The organism is Bacillus cereus (assembly GCF_002577405.1).
Lineage (GTDB): Bacteria > Bacillota > Bacilli > Bacillales > Bacillaceae_G > Bacillus_A > Bacillus_A cereus_AU.
Genome location: NZ_NULR01000003.1, coordinates 36148 through 50954, shown reverse-complemented (window position 1 = coordinate 50954; position 14807 = coordinate 36148). Strand labels below are relative to the sequence as shown.

Here is a 14807-nt window from a genome sequence, read left to right as displayed (position 1 = left end):
CGCATAAGAAATATCTGTATTTTATCTACAGCTGAAATGTAAAGTACTTCTTATCCACTTTTGAACTTAAGAAATTTAATACCATTTAATAAAAAAGTTATCCTTTCTAACACATTTAGAAAGGATAACTTTTTACATTTTTTAATTTATAACATTAACTTTAGACTAAATGAACATACATGCAATTTTGAACTTTAAACGCATATTTTTAATTAAACTTTTTATATTAAGAATCTCCATTATATTATGTAAAATACTCTAATTTTGCATTTGGAAAAAATTTATTCATATATGAATAAAGTTGATTTTTTATATCATCTTCTTCTTCTTTTTGATAAATATATTTACCAATTCCATATTTCCCCCATTTATATCTTCTTCTCTCTTCATCTAATTCTAATTTTGTCATAGGATAATTTTTTTCAATCACTCTCTTTGCAGGCTTTGTAAAACGATGTTGAATAAATTCAAATGTAATGTCATCTCTTACATCAAGAGGTAATTCAGCATCTAGACGTTCAAACATAAGAAAATACCCGTTCTGCCAACCTTCATGAAGATAAATAGGAGCCACTATGAACCCTAACGGGTATCCTGCTCTAGCTACTTTTCCTGCTGCTTCAATTCGTTTAGCTAAAGGGGACGTACCTGGTTCAAAGTTTTTAATAACATAATCAGCATTTACACTAAATCGAAATCTTGTTTTTCCATTATGTTTTGCATCAAGTAAATGATCTACATGATGAAATTTTGTAACAAACCTCAGCTTTCCGTATTTTGATTCCCCAAAATGCTCAATTGCCCGTTTTAGCGTATGTGTTAAGTGATCAATTCCTACAATATCTGATGTACAAGAAGCTTCAAATCTTGTTAATTCTGGCTCACGAGCCTCCATGTATTTGTCAGCGGCTTCTAAGATTTCATCAACATTTACATAAGTACGGATATATGGCTTACTTCCCATTGTTGTCTGTAAATAGCAATAATGACAATGTCCCATACACCCTGTTGCAAAAGGAATTGCATACTCCGCTGAAGGTTTGGAAGTATCAAATTTCAGCGTTTTTCTAACACCAACAACAAGTGTAGATTTTGCTAATCGATACTTTTGAAAATCATTATCGCCTGGCAAATCTCTTACTTGATTATGGGAAGTAGTATGTCGAATTTCAACATCCATCTTTGAAAACTTCTCAAACAGCTCTTTCCCCAAAGGATAATCTAATGCTTTAGGTTCAAAATATACGAGCTTAGGCATAAATGGCTTATTCATTCCAACATCCCCTCTGGAATATCACCATAATAGTAAGTGTACGCTTGGTTTGCCTCTTCTTCCGTAGAATAAACCGCCATCTCATTTGTTAGTGGATAATACGTTTCGTAAAGGAACAACGCTAATTCATTTGGTCTCTCAGGGTTATTTACAACTGCTGCGGCTTGTATATTTGCTACATCTTGAGTGTGGGGATTTCGATAAAAAATATAGACAATATCTCCAGCATAATAAGTTTTACTTTCATTAGAAAGCTCCATTCAATCACCTTTTCTTTAAAAAAAATTGTAATGTGCAAAGTAATACATTCTAAATTTTTTCCTATAGTCCATAAAAATATGTCTACTTTTATCAAGAAGAATCTTTATTTTGAATTACATTTATGATTGACGCTATGGAAAGATATCCCCACACGCTCATAACCGATTAACTTAAGAGCAGAAACCAAATAGAATTTCCTTTATCAGGACTAAAATATTCTTAAAAAAATAGTACACTCTTAATTCTCTTTCTTCGTACTGAGTACATATCTATTTGAAGTATTAGTACCACAATGGCCTAGTTTGAAAGAACATTTTTTAGTCCTTTAAATTTGTTACACCAAAACCAACTTAATTGGGGTAAACGATGGTTGACATTGTTAAAATAAAAATTTTTACATATAAAATAAGAATTTGCACAAAGTAAGTATGGTTCTATTACTTAAAAGTGAGGTGATTAATTATGTCAGTGCTAGACAATTTTGATCAATGGAAAAGCTTTTTAGGAGAACGATTAGAACAAGCCGAAGGAAAAGGAATTGCTGGTGAGGCAGTTTCAGATATGGCATTCCGTGTAGGTGATTATTTGGCAAATGAAGTAGAGGCGCGAAATGACCAAGAAAAACTATTAGCTGAGCTTTGGAAAGTTGCTAATGAACAGGAACAACATACAATTGCCAATTTAATGGTGAAGTTTGTCCAACATAAATAAACAATTATGCATTTTTAGTCACACTTCTATATGAAAAGAGTGTGACTATTTATTTTTTTAGACTCCCATACTCTTTTCATATAGAAATGTGTTTAATATTTGATTTATTTTATGTAACTGGTTTTATACGAAAACTTAAATTACAGTGTGTATATCAAATAACTATATGTTTTTGTTGTACGCTTATTTTCTATAAAAGTTGATGCTACTAGAAGTGAAAGTATAATAGCTTTTCAGTATGTTATGTAAGCAAACAAGTAATCTTTGTCATTGATTCCTATCACTTATACACGAAAATTTCTATTTTGTTCTAAAACAGCAAAGGAATTTGTAGTTCTCCTTAGTAATCTCTGCCCTTTCCTGAATCTGAAATTTCTACTAAGGTTTCTGGATAAGGTTCAAAATAGGTTTGCCTTAATAAATATTGTTCTTCAAAACGAAGAGCCCATGATTTTAATACAGAGAGCAAACTGCTAAGCGGTATCTTTTTTTCTTTATACTTTTGAAGAAGTGTTAAAAAATGCTCTTTTTCTTGATTTTTCAAATTCTTTTTAAAATAACCAAAGATATGCTGACATACGTTTACATGTGATGTATAACGAGGTGTTCTTTTTAATAATTCATATAACATTTCCTCATATTTTTTAAATATGCTCTCAACTTTATCTTTTTTGTGATTGGCAATAATTCTGCCTAACTCTTTTTGTTTTGACTGATTATATGCCATGAATAAATACTTATAAACGGATTGAAAAGCAATCAATTCTTCTAAATTTCCATTTTGTTTGATTCTTCTAAAATGAGTAATTGTAAATAATTTTGTGAAAAAATGTTCTCGAATAGTGAAATTTGACAATCTCCCTTCCTCTTCTACTGCAATATGAGATAATTTTCTTAGTACAGCCCCACCAAATATGCCAGGACCTTTTCCTTTCGTTGGTGACTTTTCATACCCCGTATAGATATTCACATCTTTTATTCCACAACTTGGAGATCGACTTTTTAAAATAAATCCATCGACATCTGGTAATGTACTTAAAAAATAATTAGAAAAATGCTGCATTTGTTCTGTTAAATCTTTTCTTGTAGAAGGCTGCACAAGTTTTTGAACGCCATTCTCCTCAATGATTCGAATTGTTTCACGAGGTATACCCAATCCAATTTCTACTTCAGGACATACAGGAATAAATGTAACAAATGGTTTTAAATTTTGAATTGTAACATCAAAAATCATATCTCCGTTATAACGACAGGTATCAAATTCCAAGCATTTACTCACAACCACTTTTGGTTTAGGAAATTGTCTCTGCATGTTATTGCCTCCTTAGGATTTAATCAGCAATATATTAAGTATTAAATTATCTTTTAAACTTTTATGCCATCATTACAGTGTTTTACATCCAATATAAAAATATTCCGTAATGTTGTTAGAATTGTCAAGAATATCGATATTCTATAAAATTGGTATTTGTTTAATAAAACATTTGAACATTTATTTTTATTTTTTTTGGTTTAAAAAAGAACATTTTTGAGAAAACCCTTTTCCCCATAAAGGTAAGAGTATTTTTAATTTGCTTTCCCATCGAATCCTCTTGTAAACTGTGTCTAAGAATCAATTCTTGAGCACCTTGACTTAACAGTTTTCTTTTTATAAAAATTGGGCCCTTTTAATTAAAAGGACTTTTTGTCCAAACATATAAAAAATTAAAAGTTTTTTATCATAAATATATTGGTATGTAATAGTTTGAAAATACATTTAGAGATGATGGCTTTTCCAAGTATTATCTCTAAATTCCTCTACTTTGATTTCTGTAATGACAATCATACTTTTCACTGTTATTTTAACATAGTCACAATTTTTTTTAGAATTAATATAATGAGGAGGGAATTTTATTGAAAATTGCAATTTGTGGTGGAAGTGGATTTATTGGTAGACATCTTTCAAATTTTCTTAGCAATGAGGGGCATACAGTTTATATTCTTACACGGAAAAAGATAGATGATTTTTCAACTTCTAATATTCAATATGTAAAATGGGATGCTAATTCAAATACATTTCCTTTTTCGTCTATTGATGTTGTCATTAATCTAGCTGGAGAATCTATTAATAACGGTAGATGGACAAAGAAACAAAAAGAAAAGATTTTAGAGAGTAGGTTACAAACTACAAAAGGACTTATTAAGCAATTACACACCCTTGAAATAAAACCTCAAACTTTCATTAATGCCAGTGCTATTGGATACTACGGGGCATCTCAAAAGCAGTCTTTCACAGAGGAACACGAAACTCCGGGAAATGATTTTTTAGCAACTACAGTATCTTTATGGGAACAAGCAGCATCTCAAGCTAAATCACTCGGAATACGTACTATTTACACTAGATTCGGTATTGTATTAGGTAAAGATGGAGGTGCTTTTCCAAAAATGCTCCTTCCCTATCAATTGTATATTGGGGGTACAATCGGAACCGGAAACCAATGGTTATCATGGATTCACATAGATGATGCCGTACGTATAATTGATTTTGCTATCAACAAAAAGGAGGTAAAAGGACCTCTTAATATTACAGCACCAACACCAGCTACTATGAAAGAATTCGGGAAAAATATGGCAAAAATTACAGGGCGCCCACATTGGCTGCCAGTCCCTTCTTTTATCCTCCATACTTTACTGGGAGAAATGAGCATGCTGATATTAGAAGGACAGCACGTATTACCTCAAAAAGCTATTGAACACGGATATCAATATAAATTTTTAACATTAGAACATGCATTACAAAATATAATTCCATCTACAATGTAGTACTTCAAAATACAACTTATCTATATTTAAAATATGGCAATAAAATTGCGGAAGATTAGAAATACATATTTTAAACTTTAATCTATGTGAGATTTAGAAGATTTCTCCACCTTTTAAGAGGTTAATTAAGGAATTTTCTTAATAACAAAATGATAAAAGGTAGGCATCTCTTATAAAAAGATATCTACCTTTACTTCCCTAAAATATATTGTATTTCTAAAAAATCCATATTCGCAACTTCTGAAAAATTCTATATTCATTTCATTATTGTATTAAGCATCCACATTCTCTCTCTTTTCCATTCTAGATTTCACCTGAACAAAATTTGAACCATCCTAGAATCAACGTACTGGCAGGGTCAAGAAGAGACCTAACAATGAATGTATCCAACATTACTCCTATTGCCGTAATAATTCCAAATTGAACAAGTACTTAGATTGGTGAATTAGCTTAATATTACCTAACACACACGAGACATATCGAATTACACCAACTGTTAATCGATCAATAAAAGATTTTGAAGTAATACTTGGAAAAAGACTATTTAGACGAGAAAAATAATACCTTCAAGTTATTCTACTTCTGGATCTAAACTAAATAACGATTTACTATGTATTGAATTATCAATAGAAAAAATAGCAGATACTTATAAAGATATTAATATTGATGACCTAATAACACTTCGTAATATTGAATTGCAATCCCAAAAAAACCAGAATATTAACACATTCTCTTTATTCGGTAATCAATGATAGGAAATTTAAAGAACCACAGAGATTTTTCAACTCTGTGGTTTATTTTGCGGTCTATGACAGTAATCGTGTAACTACCCAATAAAAAAAGACACCTTAAGGTGCCTTTCTTACACTTAAACCATCTTAATTTTAATAACATCATTTTAAAAACTAAAAATACACCTTGAATCTTTCATATAATATTTTAACATATTTACATATAAATAGAAGTGCTAAAAAAGAGAAAATGCCTGAAAACTATTTCTTATAATTTGAATTTATTGTATCTTTATAGTAATTTTTAGAAAAGTGTTATTTAAATATTTCTTAATTATTATTTGTGATGGTCCAGGAGGGTAAACATTATGTCTAATGATTTTAATATGGATTATAGTCATTTTGAAAGGAGTGCTAAAATCCTTGAAATGCTGGGTAATTCAAATCGTTTATTGATTGTTAGTGAATTGATTAAAAATGGTGTTATGACAGTTTCTCAACTTAGTGCAGCAACACAAATTGCAGAATATAAAATTCTACAACATTTAAAAAAATTAACGATAAGCAAGGTTATCAGTAGTGAGCGGAAGGGTACAAAAATCTATTGCAAAGTAGAAGAGAAAAAAACCATTGATATTATTTTTTTATTAGAATTGTTAAATTAAAAATTAAACTTAGTGTCAATGGAGGAAGACACCCTCTGATGCCTTCCTCCAACTTGAACCATCTTAAATTTAATAATATGTGTATTGGAATTCATTCGTATATTATTTTATCGCGTTTAAAAATTTTACACATTGAGAAATAAGACACTATTCTTCATTTTCAATTGAACGTAAAAACCCCTAGAGGGGGCTAGGGATTTTTATAGAATGAATATGATTCAAAAAAGGACTTATCCAACATAACATATGAATGTTTCATAAATATAACATTTGAATAAATGTTATATTTATCACATAAGTTAGATGAATATTAAATAAAGAAAGATTCTAGCTATTATTTCTACACTAATGGTTACTGAAGTGTTATGAGATAACAGCAACGATTTCACGACTCACTTTATGGTCTTAGAATTTCTCGTTCAGTAATGGATGTAATAAGCATTTTATTAATCATCCAGAGAATTACGTTGTTTAGATGTATAGTTTTGATTTGAAGATTCTCTAAGATCTACTATATCTGTTTCTTCACCAAATTCGGTACCATAATTTATTTCTGTTGATTTGTTATAATTGAAATCCTGATTTACGTCCCTCATTAGCTGAAATAAAAGAGTTATGCACATTAATCCACTTAAACCAACAAGAGCAAATACAACCCGCGATAAAAAGGCGCCTTGTCCACCGAATATTGCAGCTACTAAATCAAACTTAAAAAATCCAATTAATCCCCAATTAATAGCACCGATAATAATTAATGCTAAAGCAATCCGCTGTATAGTTTTCATTTATTTAACACTTCCTTTAATAATTTGATAATATTATGCAGATCAATATTTTTATGAATCCTTAGCTATGCTTCTTCATAAAACATTATGCATACCATATACTTACCATCAACATATTAAATTCCATAACGTAAAATATGAGTAGACACTTAATAATTAATATTATGATTAAATAGTAACTTTCATGTTACTTCACAGCATTACTAAAGTTCATATTTATTATTAATATTTCTTACTACTTTAATACATAAAATAAATATTAAACGTGTAGGTATTTTTATCCTCAGAATGAATCACAAGCACCTTTTTTTGCATACTATAATATATTGTATTTATACTATATAGGAACTATTTAAGTGTTAGCATAAATAGTTAACCTTTCATAACAAGTGAGTAAAGCGGGCCGTAAAATTACAGGCTGCTTTATTATATATAATTTTTCTAAGCAGTACTTAAGCATGGTTAAAGACTAAACTATCTTACACAGCTAAGGAAATTACATATGCCCAAAATATTATATCCTTTCTTAAAGCAATCCATCCCTTTAACCTCGATAAAATATTTTTATAAAAATTTAAATTAATTAACATTCCTTATAAGTACCATAAATATTTTGGTTTAATTTATTGAATTACTTCATTTAAATACAAATTTTAATTAAATTATGAAAAAAGCAAGCATTAATATGCTTGCTTTCCATTCTAACCACGATGTTCTACAAGATCAATTACACCTAAAACAACGTGAGCTAAACCAAATCCAAACACTGTATTTGCAATCATTTTATTAGTTCCACGAGTTTGTTTAAGAACATAACCTGCTGCTGTCACTGCTGTACCTAGTGCTGTTGGAATTAATCCTTCACGAATATCCACAGTGATTGCCTCCTTGTATCGTAGTTAATAATTTTGTATTAATGCTTTAGAAGTACAGCATTAATACATCTATTAGTATTTTACTTTTGATCAAAATTATGTGGATTTTTATGAACAATGTCACAGTATTCGCCTTTTGTATTTAATTTTAAAATTAGTATCTGTTTTTTATTTACAATTATGATTAATCAAAACTATTTACGCCCATACTAATCTTTGTTTAATACACACTGAATATGGAGTTGAATTTAAAATGGAATATAAAGATAAAACTTCTACTGAAGCTGCACTATTACAATACAAATATGGATTAGGTGTATTTGCTGAAAAAATGCCCAAACTCACTGATAAATTCCATTCTTTTACAGAAGAGTGTTTCAAAGATGGTACGTTATCAAAGAAAGAAAAACAATTGATTGCATTGGGTATAAGTCTTTATTCTCAAGATGAGTATTGCATCATTTATCATACAAAAGGATGTATTGATCAAGGTGCTTCAGAACAAGAAATTCTTGAAACAGTTGGAGTAACAGCAGCATTTGGCGGAGGCCCCACTATGAGTCAGGCAGTCACACTTGTTCAAGAATGTATAAAAGAATTAAATAACCATAATTAATTGCTAAAAAATTCACTTGAGGGTAAAAATTCGTGTGTTTTCCCGGCACCTCCTATATATTTACTAATAAAAATAAAAAACTTGAGCATTTTCTTTGTGCTCAAGTTTTCATTTACGTCTTTAATTTATACTATAAATTGTCCAAGATAAATATGTAGCAAATGTAGCCCATAAAAAATATGGGATTAGCAACCATGCCGATACTTTAGATAAATTGGAAGAAAACATAATGAGAAGTAACGTAGTAATAGCGACTAGTAAACAATCTACTGTTGCTAAAAACAAATTCTTTTGGCTAAATTGAAAGTAGCTGAACGCTTGATTGAATATATAATTTAAAAGGAATAAAAACCAAAATGTTTTTGGCTTGAATCCATAGTTGTTGTAAATAATTGCAACTGATAATGCAATAAGTCCAAATAATACAGCCCATATCATTCCGATTGTCATACCAGGAGGTGTCCAAGACGGCTTTTCTAACGCATCATACCAAGTACGATCAATAGGGAATAAAACACTAGAAACATAAAACAAACCATATGTTAGTAAAAATACTATAATACTAGATTTTTTCATAAACATTCTCCTTTTTACTAGAAGATTATAGAAACTTTATATGATTAGTATGCCCTTGTAATGGATAAAATTCTAATATTTAAATTCCAAATACATATTGTTTAACCTATTTTATACAAATTCTTTCATACTTTTATATGCACAAAGGGCTCTCTCTCGTGCTGCCTTATGATCAACAATCGGAAAAGGATATGTATCACCAAGTTTTATATTGGCTTTTTGTAAAATATGCTCAGGTGCTTCCCAAGGTTTATGTATATATTTGTTTGGGATATCTCTTAATTCTGGTACCCATCTTCTTATATACTCTCCATCTTTATCAAACTTTTCTCCTTGTGTGATGGGGTTAAAAATACGAAAGTACGGTGATGCATCTGCTCCACTTCCAGCAACCCATTGCCATCCCATTGTATTATTTGCAATATCAGCATCTAGTAGTGTATCCATAAACCATTTTGCTCCTTCTTGCCACGGAATTAACAAATGCTTTACAAGAAAAGAGGCTACAGCCATTCTTGCCCGGTTATGCATAAAACCTGTTTGCCATAGTTCTCGCATTCCCGCATCAATAAACGGATAACCAGTTTTCCCTTTTTGCCATACTCTTACTAACTCCTCTTCCTTATCCCACGGGAAATTTTCAAAGCTCTTATTAAGAGGTTTATATACTGTAAATGGATAATGATATAGTAAATAATAAGAAAACTCTCGCCAAATTAATTGACGTATAAAGCTATTAACTTGTTTTTCAAAAAGACTACATTGTCTTTCGGTACTTTTATTTATTAAGTAATGAAACATTAGCTTTACTGATATTTGACCAAATGAAAGATACGGTGCCAACATCGAATGGACATTTTGATCTGGAAAATCTCTTCCTTCACTATAAGAGACTAATTTGCTAGAGAAAAATTTCTTGAATGTTTTATATGCCCCTTCTTCTGTCGGATCCCATATTGCTTCCATATGAGATGTCCACGGTATAGTTGGCAGCAAGTGTAATTCTGAAACAGATAAGCTTGCTGGTAAAGAGTTTCCCCACTTTATATTCTGCACTCTGCTAATAGGTTTAGGTATTACCTGCTTTTGAAATGCATTGTAAAAAGGCGTAAACACCTTATATTCAGTGTTATCTTTCTTTTTAATAATCCACGGTTCTAATAATAAATGTGAATTAAATTCTTTACAGATAATACCTTTATCTTCTAACATCATTTTCATTTTTTGATTAGATTGTAATCTGTCCGGGTCATAACAAATATTCCAATATACAGCCGTTATATTTAATTGTTCTATGAGAGAAAGTATTTCTTCCTCCGTACGTCCTTTACGAATTATTAAAGTAGAGCCCAATGCCTCAAGTCGCTTCTTTACATCTATTACAGCATGGTGCAACCACCACTTTGCCGCACTTCCTATTGAAAAAGTTGCATCTTGTATATATACCGGAAGAACCTCACCAGACTGAACAGCCTCAAATAGAGCTGGGTTATCATATAAGCGAAAATCTTTTTGAAACATAACAATAATTTTTTTTTGCATAGTCATCCCTTCTAATTTCGATACGATAATCCTTTACTTAATAAAAAAATCTGATGTGAACTTTTCATCTCATTTAGCGACATACAATCCACTATTAGTCCTACTAATAGTAAGTATTATACCTCTCTTTACATTATAATACTTATGCCTACAAACATTGATTTTCAATATCTCTAAGTACGTCATTTCCTATACTGCCTATTTTTTTATTTTTCATATTAGCATATAAATTCCCCAAGACTTTCAGCTCCGTTTTTAGATGTAAAATAACACTAGATAGTATATATAATTTAGCCATGCTCTCTTTTCCGTATTTGTTCTCATACACTTTTTGAAGAGTAGTAAGGTATAAGGTTAGTTGAGATATTTTAATTCTTAGCTGTTCTAGAATTAATCTGTCATCACCATGCTGTGCAAAAAGTAATGCTTCGTATATAGGACGATGCATATCCTCTTGCTTTATCATTTGTTCTAATAATAAATGCTCAAATTCTTGTTTACCACTTGTAGTAATACCATAGATAGTTCGTTCAGGACGTTGTTCATTACGAATAATATCAACAACCTCTATAAAGCCCTTCTTTTCAAGTTGCTCAAATGTATAATATAAAGAGCCTTTAGTAATTTTTATATAATATTTCATTTCACTATTTTTTAAAAGTTGCTGGACTTCATACGGATGCCTATTTTTCTCCATAAGAAGACCCAGCATAAAAAGCTTTGTATTCATAACTCTCCACTCCTTAATAACCTATACCAATAGTATAAGCTAAAAATAAGTAAAGAATCTTTTTGTTTTATAAAATTTATGACTTTACATTTACTTTATCATTATTCTTTGTACCTGCTTTGACATTCCCCATAAATAATATTGCTATAAACGAAACTGTAATTGGAATTAAAGCTAATAGAAATACAGTAGTAATTGAAGATGACATAGCAGCTATAATTTTTTCAAGAATAAAAGTAGGGATACTGGACCTTACATCTGAGCGAAATATTGTACTTGGATCACCTAGATTATTTAACATGCTGGAACCGTATTCTATTCCCTTAAAAGCATCCTTTAAGTTAGCTGTAAAGGCACTATTTTGAATGGAGCCAAAAATCGTTACTCCAATTGTCATACCTAGTGAACGAAAGAATGAATTTGTTGAAGTAGCTGAACCACGAAATCTCGGTTCCATATTATGAATAGAAACTGTGGGAAGCAAAGAAAACGAAAATCCAACTCCAAATCCCGTTATAATCATGTATATCGTTAAAAGCACACGGCTTGTTTGCGGATCCATCGTTCCTAATAAATACATACCTATCCCAAAGGATATTACAGATAGTAGCATCAAGTTGCGGTAACTAATTTTCGTTTGAAATATTCCACCAATTGCACTACCTACCACAGAACCTAACATCATTGGGGTTAAAATTAATCCAGCATTAGTTGCTGTTCCACCATATACAGCCTGAACAAAAATAGGAATAAATACTGTTAAAATAACAAATGTTGCTCCATAGAAAAACGTAATAATTTGTGATATTGCAAACTCCTTACGCTTAAACATCCAAAATGATATTATCGGATCTTTCACTTTTCTTTCTACCAATAGGAAGCCAACAAAAAATACAATAAACGATGCAAATAACCCAATGATTTGTATCGAATCCCACTTAAATTCTTTTCCTCCCAATTCTAAAGCGAACATTAAGCTAATTACTGCTATTACGAGTGTTATCGCCCCCCACCAATCAATATTTTGCTTAGTAGGTGGATTATTTTCTTTATAAGCTTTTAAAATAAAAATTAATGACATTAGACCAATTGGAATATTGACGTAAAAAATCCAATGCCAACTAATATTTTCTGTTATATACGCACCTAATAAAGGTCCTAATACACTTGAAGAACCAAATACGGCCCCTAATAATCCAGTCATTTTCCCTCTTTTTTCAATAGGAAAAATATCAAATACAATGGTAAAGGCGATTGGCATCAGTGCCCCCCCACCTATACCTTGAATTGCACGATAAATACTTAGCTGAACAATACTTTGCGCAGTACCACATAATGCAGAACCAATTAAGAAGATTAATAAACCAAAAATATAAAACCTCTTTCTACCATACATATCAGATAATTTCCCGAAAATAGGCATACCCGCCATAACTGCAACCATATAAGCAGAAGTAACCCATATGAATTTATCCAATCCACCCAAATCTGAGACAATTGTACCAATTGAAGTGGCAACAATTGTATTATCCATTGCAGCCATTAAAATGCCTAGCATTAACCCAGCTATCACTAAGCGTAAGTTGCTCTCTTTTGCAACCATGCCTCTTTCCTCCTTTTTTCACACTCAATAAAATATATAGTCTAATTAAACTATATACTCATTATAGTCTAATTAGACTATTTTTCAATAAATCATAAAAAAAAAATAAATCCCCCCAAATATATTGGAGAGATTATAATTGTAGAATTGCTTCCTATATAAAGTAATTAAAACCGTAAAAACTATTACTTTTTTATACTACCTTGATTTTGCATACATGCAACTTACTCATTTAGTTTTGGTCTAGTTTGTAAATATAAATTCAAATCCGGACTTGAACCTTTAATAATTATATCTCGAACAATTTTAGAAAGTACCATACTATATACTAATCCATTATCTCCATACGCATAGATAAAGTGACAATTTGGAAACTCTTCATACATTCCAATTATAGGTAAACCATCATGAGTACCACCATAAAAAGCACTTAAATAAAATTCAGGTTCAACTGTTATATTGGGAAAGAGCTTATTAAATCCATTTACTAATTTCTCTTTTTTATGGATTAATTTTGAATCTCTTTCTTGAGCAATGTTTGTGTCTTCATCTAGCCCACCTATAATAATCCTGTTATCTGCAGTAGTTCTCATATAAATATATGGTCTCGCAGTTTCCCAAATGAGAGTACGTTTATACCAAGAAGATAAATCTTCTACAGGATTAGTAACAACTGCATATGAGCTAATCAGTGTAGCGTTCTTTTCCTTTTTCAATTCCAATCCTTCATATCCTGCAGCCACAATTACTTTATTGGCAGTAATAGAATTGCCCCCCTTTGTATAAAAAATAGCACATTCTTTCTCTAACTTTTTGCCAACAATCTCTGTATCTTCATAAATGTGAACTCCTTTATTAGAAGCTTGTTCTAATAAACTATGTGTAAATTTATAAGGATTTATTTCACCATCATTATACGTATAAATAGCTGCACGTTTTTTAAATGGATATCTCTGTCCAATTTGTTCCTCTGATAGCCAAGTCGCTTTAAAATCATGCTTATGTAAATAATACAGTTCTTTTTCTAATTTCTTTATATCCTCTTCATAACTTGCATAATATAAACTGTCACGTCGTTTAAAATCAGAGCAATAAGGCAAGTTTTGATCAGCATATTCAATATCATTAATAGCTTGTTCACATAATTTCATATGCTTAACTGCATACTCTTCTCCAAATGTATTTACAAGTTCAAAAAACATCTTATCTCCTAAATATTGAATAAGTGCTGTATTTGTAAGGTTACTTCCATGTCCTACCTTTCTTTTATCAACGACAACAATATTTAAATCTGATTCACTCAAATAATATGCTGATTGAGCACCTGAACTTCCTGCTCCTATTATTAGTACGTCACATTTTATATCTTCGTCCAAACGAGGATAAGAAGGTGTATTAGAAAAAGTCGTGTTCCAATATAATTTCCCTTTCTGTAAATCCATTTTAATTGCACCATCCTAAATAAAATAGTTATATCCCCATCTGTATCTCCAAATCATTCTTACTATATACTTCTTATTAAAATTATTCTTGCTATCATTAATAAAAATTCTTATAAATCTAATAGACTTATCTTAAAGAACATTTTTTCCAAAAACGCCACAAAGTTTTTTATTTAAATTATGTACATACTCAGC

The 14807-nt window shown here is 30.6% G+C and carries 14 protein-coding genes and 1 pseudogene; 4 read left to right on the top strand and 11 right to left on the bottom strand.

Features of this window, described 5'->3' with window-relative positions:
- Positions 1-244 precede the first annotated feature (244 nt).
- Both splB and COC96_RS05105 read right to left on the bottom strand, forming a co-directional pair.
- Entirely contained in the window at positions 245-1273 is a 1029-nt protein-coding gene (gene splB / locus COC96_RS05110; RefSeq protein ID WP_076538619.1) for a spore photoproduct lyase, read from the bottom strand.
- On the bottom strand, positions 1270-1533 hold the full coding sequence (locus COC96_RS05105; RefSeq protein ID WP_076538621.1) for a transcriptional regulator SplA domain-containing protein: 264 nt from the start codon (positions 1531-1533) through the stop codon (positions 1270-1272). Before COC96_RS05105 ends, splB begins: the two co-directional genes overlap by 4 nt.
- A gap of 463 nt (positions 1534-1996) precedes the next feature.
- Here COC96_RS05105 and COC96_RS05100 point away from each other — a divergent pair, with 463 nt between their 5' ends.
- Complete coding sequence (locus COC96_RS05100; protein ID WP_000114446.1) at positions 1997-2245, top strand: DUF3243 domain-containing protein; 249 nt, start codon at positions 1997-1999, stop codon at positions 2243-2245.
- 340 nt (positions 2246-2585) lie between these two features.
- On the opposite strand, the gene COC96_RS05095 is transcribed toward COC96_RS05100, so the two are convergent.
- Positions 2586-3557 carry a YbgA family protein gene (locus COC96_RS05095; RefSeq protein ID WP_076538622.1) on the bottom strand — a complete coding sequence of 324 codons (972 nt, stop codon included), beginning with the start codon at positions 3555-3557 and terminating at the stop codon, positions 2586-2588.
- Between the two features lie 581 nt (positions 3558-4138).
- On the opposite strand from COC96_RS05095, the gene COC96_RS05090 reads away from it, so the two are divergent.
- Positions 4139-5047 carry a TIGR01777 family oxidoreductase gene (locus COC96_RS05090; protein ID WP_000684085.1) on the top strand — a complete coding sequence of 303 codons (909 nt, stop codon included), beginning with the start codon at positions 4139-4141 and terminating at the stop codon, positions 5045-5047.
- A gap of 303 nt (positions 5048-5350) precedes the next feature.
- On the opposite strand, the pseudogene COC96_RS27090 reads toward COC96_RS05090, so the two are convergent.
- Positions 5351-5479, bottom strand: a pseudogene (locus COC96_RS27090) (MMPL family transporter); the annotation flags it as partial.
- 667 nt (positions 5480-6146) lie between these two features.
- On the opposite strand from COC96_RS27090, the gene COC96_RS05085 reads away from it, so the two are divergent.
- A complete protein-coding gene (locus COC96_RS05085) occupies positions 6147-6443 on the top strand; it encodes an ArsR/SmtB family transcription factor (RefSeq protein WP_000063807.1) in 297 nt (98 codons plus the stop codon).
- Positions 6444-6889: 446 nt separating this feature from the next.
- Here COC96_RS05085 and COC96_RS05080 read toward each other — a convergent pair whose 3' ends face one another.
- Together COC96_RS05080 and COC96_RS05075 are read right to left on the bottom strand one after the other, a co-directional pair.
- Positions 6890-7228 carry a DUF378 domain-containing protein gene (locus tag COC96_RS05080; RefSeq protein ID WP_000849456.1) on the bottom strand — a complete coding sequence of 113 codons (339 nt, stop codon included), beginning with the start codon at positions 7226-7228 and terminating at the stop codon, positions 6890-6892.
- 701 nt (positions 7229-7929) lie between these two features.
- A complete protein-coding gene (locus COC96_RS05075) occupies positions 7930-8103 on the bottom strand; it encodes an asparagine synthase (protein WP_071739411.1) in 174 nt (57 codons plus the stop codon).
- Between the two features lie 253 nt (positions 8104-8356).
- Here COC96_RS05075 and COC96_RS05070 point away from each other — a divergent pair, with 253 nt between their 5' ends.
- Positions 8357-8719 (top strand): carboxymuconolactone decarboxylase family protein, encoded by a 363-nt coding sequence (locus COC96_RS05070; RefSeq protein WP_076538624.1) that lies wholly within the window; start codon positions 8357-8359, stop codon positions 8717-8719.
- Positions 8720-8839: 120 nt separating this feature from the next.
- Here the strand turns inward: COC96_RS05070 and COC96_RS05065 are convergent, their stop codons facing one another.
- From COC96_RS05065 to COC96_RS05045, 5 genes are all read right to left on the bottom strand, one after another.
- On the bottom strand, positions 8840-9295 hold the full coding sequence (locus COC96_RS05065) for a TspO/MBR family protein (RefSeq protein WP_000749744.1): 456 nt from the start codon (positions 9293-9295) through the stop codon (positions 8840-8842).
- A gap of 111 nt (positions 9296-9406) precedes the next feature.
- Complete coding sequence (locus COC96_RS05060; RefSeq protein WP_098768401.1) at positions 9407-10837, bottom strand: cryptochrome/photolyase family protein; 1431 nt, start codon at positions 10835-10837, stop codon at positions 9407-9409.
- Between the two features lie 148 nt (positions 10838-10985).
- Entirely contained in the window at positions 10986-11567 is a 582-nt protein-coding gene (locus COC96_RS05055; RefSeq protein WP_098162106.1) for a PadR family transcriptional regulator, read from the bottom strand.
- 76 nt (positions 11568-11643) lie between these two features.
- Positions 11644-13170: an MDR family MFS transporter gene (locus COC96_RS05050; protein WP_076538630.1), complete on the bottom strand. Its 1527-nt coding sequence runs from the start codon at positions 13168-13170 to the stop codon at positions 11644-11646.
- A gap of 224 nt (positions 13171-13394) precedes the next feature.
- A complete protein-coding gene (locus COC96_RS05045) occupies positions 13395-14612 on the bottom strand; it encodes an NAD(P)/FAD-dependent oxidoreductase (RefSeq protein ID WP_088115181.1) in 1218 nt (405 codons plus the stop codon).
- Positions 14613-14807 lie beyond the last annotated feature (195 nt).

What these genes read in the sequence shown, in the direction of transcription:
- splB (WP_076538619.1), bottom strand. Translation starts at nt 1,273, where the DNA reads ATGAATAAGCCATTTATGCCTAAGCTCGTATATTTTGAACCTAAAGCA.
- COC96_RS05105 (WP_076538621.1), bottom strand. Translation starts at nt 1,533, where the DNA reads ATGGAGCTTTCTAATGAAAGTAAAACTTATTATGCTGGAGATATTGTC.
- COC96_RS05100 (WP_000114446.1), top strand. Translation starts at nt 1,997, where the DNA reads ATGTCAGTGCTAGACAATTTTGATCAATGGAAAAGCTTTTTAGGAGAA.
- COC96_RS05095 (WP_076538622.1), bottom strand. Translation starts at nt 3,557, where the DNA reads ATGCAGAGACAATTTCCTAAACCAAAAGTGGTTGTGAGTAAATGCTTG.
- COC96_RS05085 (WP_000063807.1), top strand. Translation starts at nt 6,147, where the DNA reads ATGTCTAATGATTTTAATATGGATTATAGTCATTTTGAAAGGAGTGCT.
- COC96_RS05080 (WP_000849456.1), bottom strand. Translation starts at nt 7,228, where the DNA reads ATGAAAACTATACAGCGGATTGCTTTAGCATTAATTATTATCGGTGCT.
- COC96_RS05070 (WP_076538624.1), top strand. Translation starts at nt 8,357, where the DNA reads ATGGAATATAAAGATAAAACTTCTACTGAAGCTGCACTATTACAATAC.
- COC96_RS05065 (WP_000749744.1), bottom strand. Translation starts at nt 9,295, where the DNA reads ATGAAAAAATCTAGTATTATAGTATTTTTACTAACATATGGTTTGTTT.
- COC96_RS05060 (WP_098768401.1), bottom strand. Translation starts at nt 10,837, where the DNA reads ATGCAAAAAAAAATTATTGTTATGTTTCAAAAAGATTTTCGCTTATAT.
- COC96_RS05055 (WP_098162106.1), bottom strand. Translation starts at nt 11,567, where the DNA reads ATGAATACAAAGCTTTTTATGCTGGGTCTTCTTATGGAGAAAAATAGG.
- COC96_RS05050 (WP_076538630.1), bottom strand. Translation starts at nt 13,170, where the DNA reads ATGGTTGCAAAAGAGAGCAACTTACGCTTAGTGATAGCTGGGTTAATG.
- COC96_RS05045 (WP_088115181.1), bottom strand. Translation starts at nt 14,612, where the DNA reads ATGGATTTACAGAAAGGGAAATTATATTGGAACACGACTTTTTCTAAT.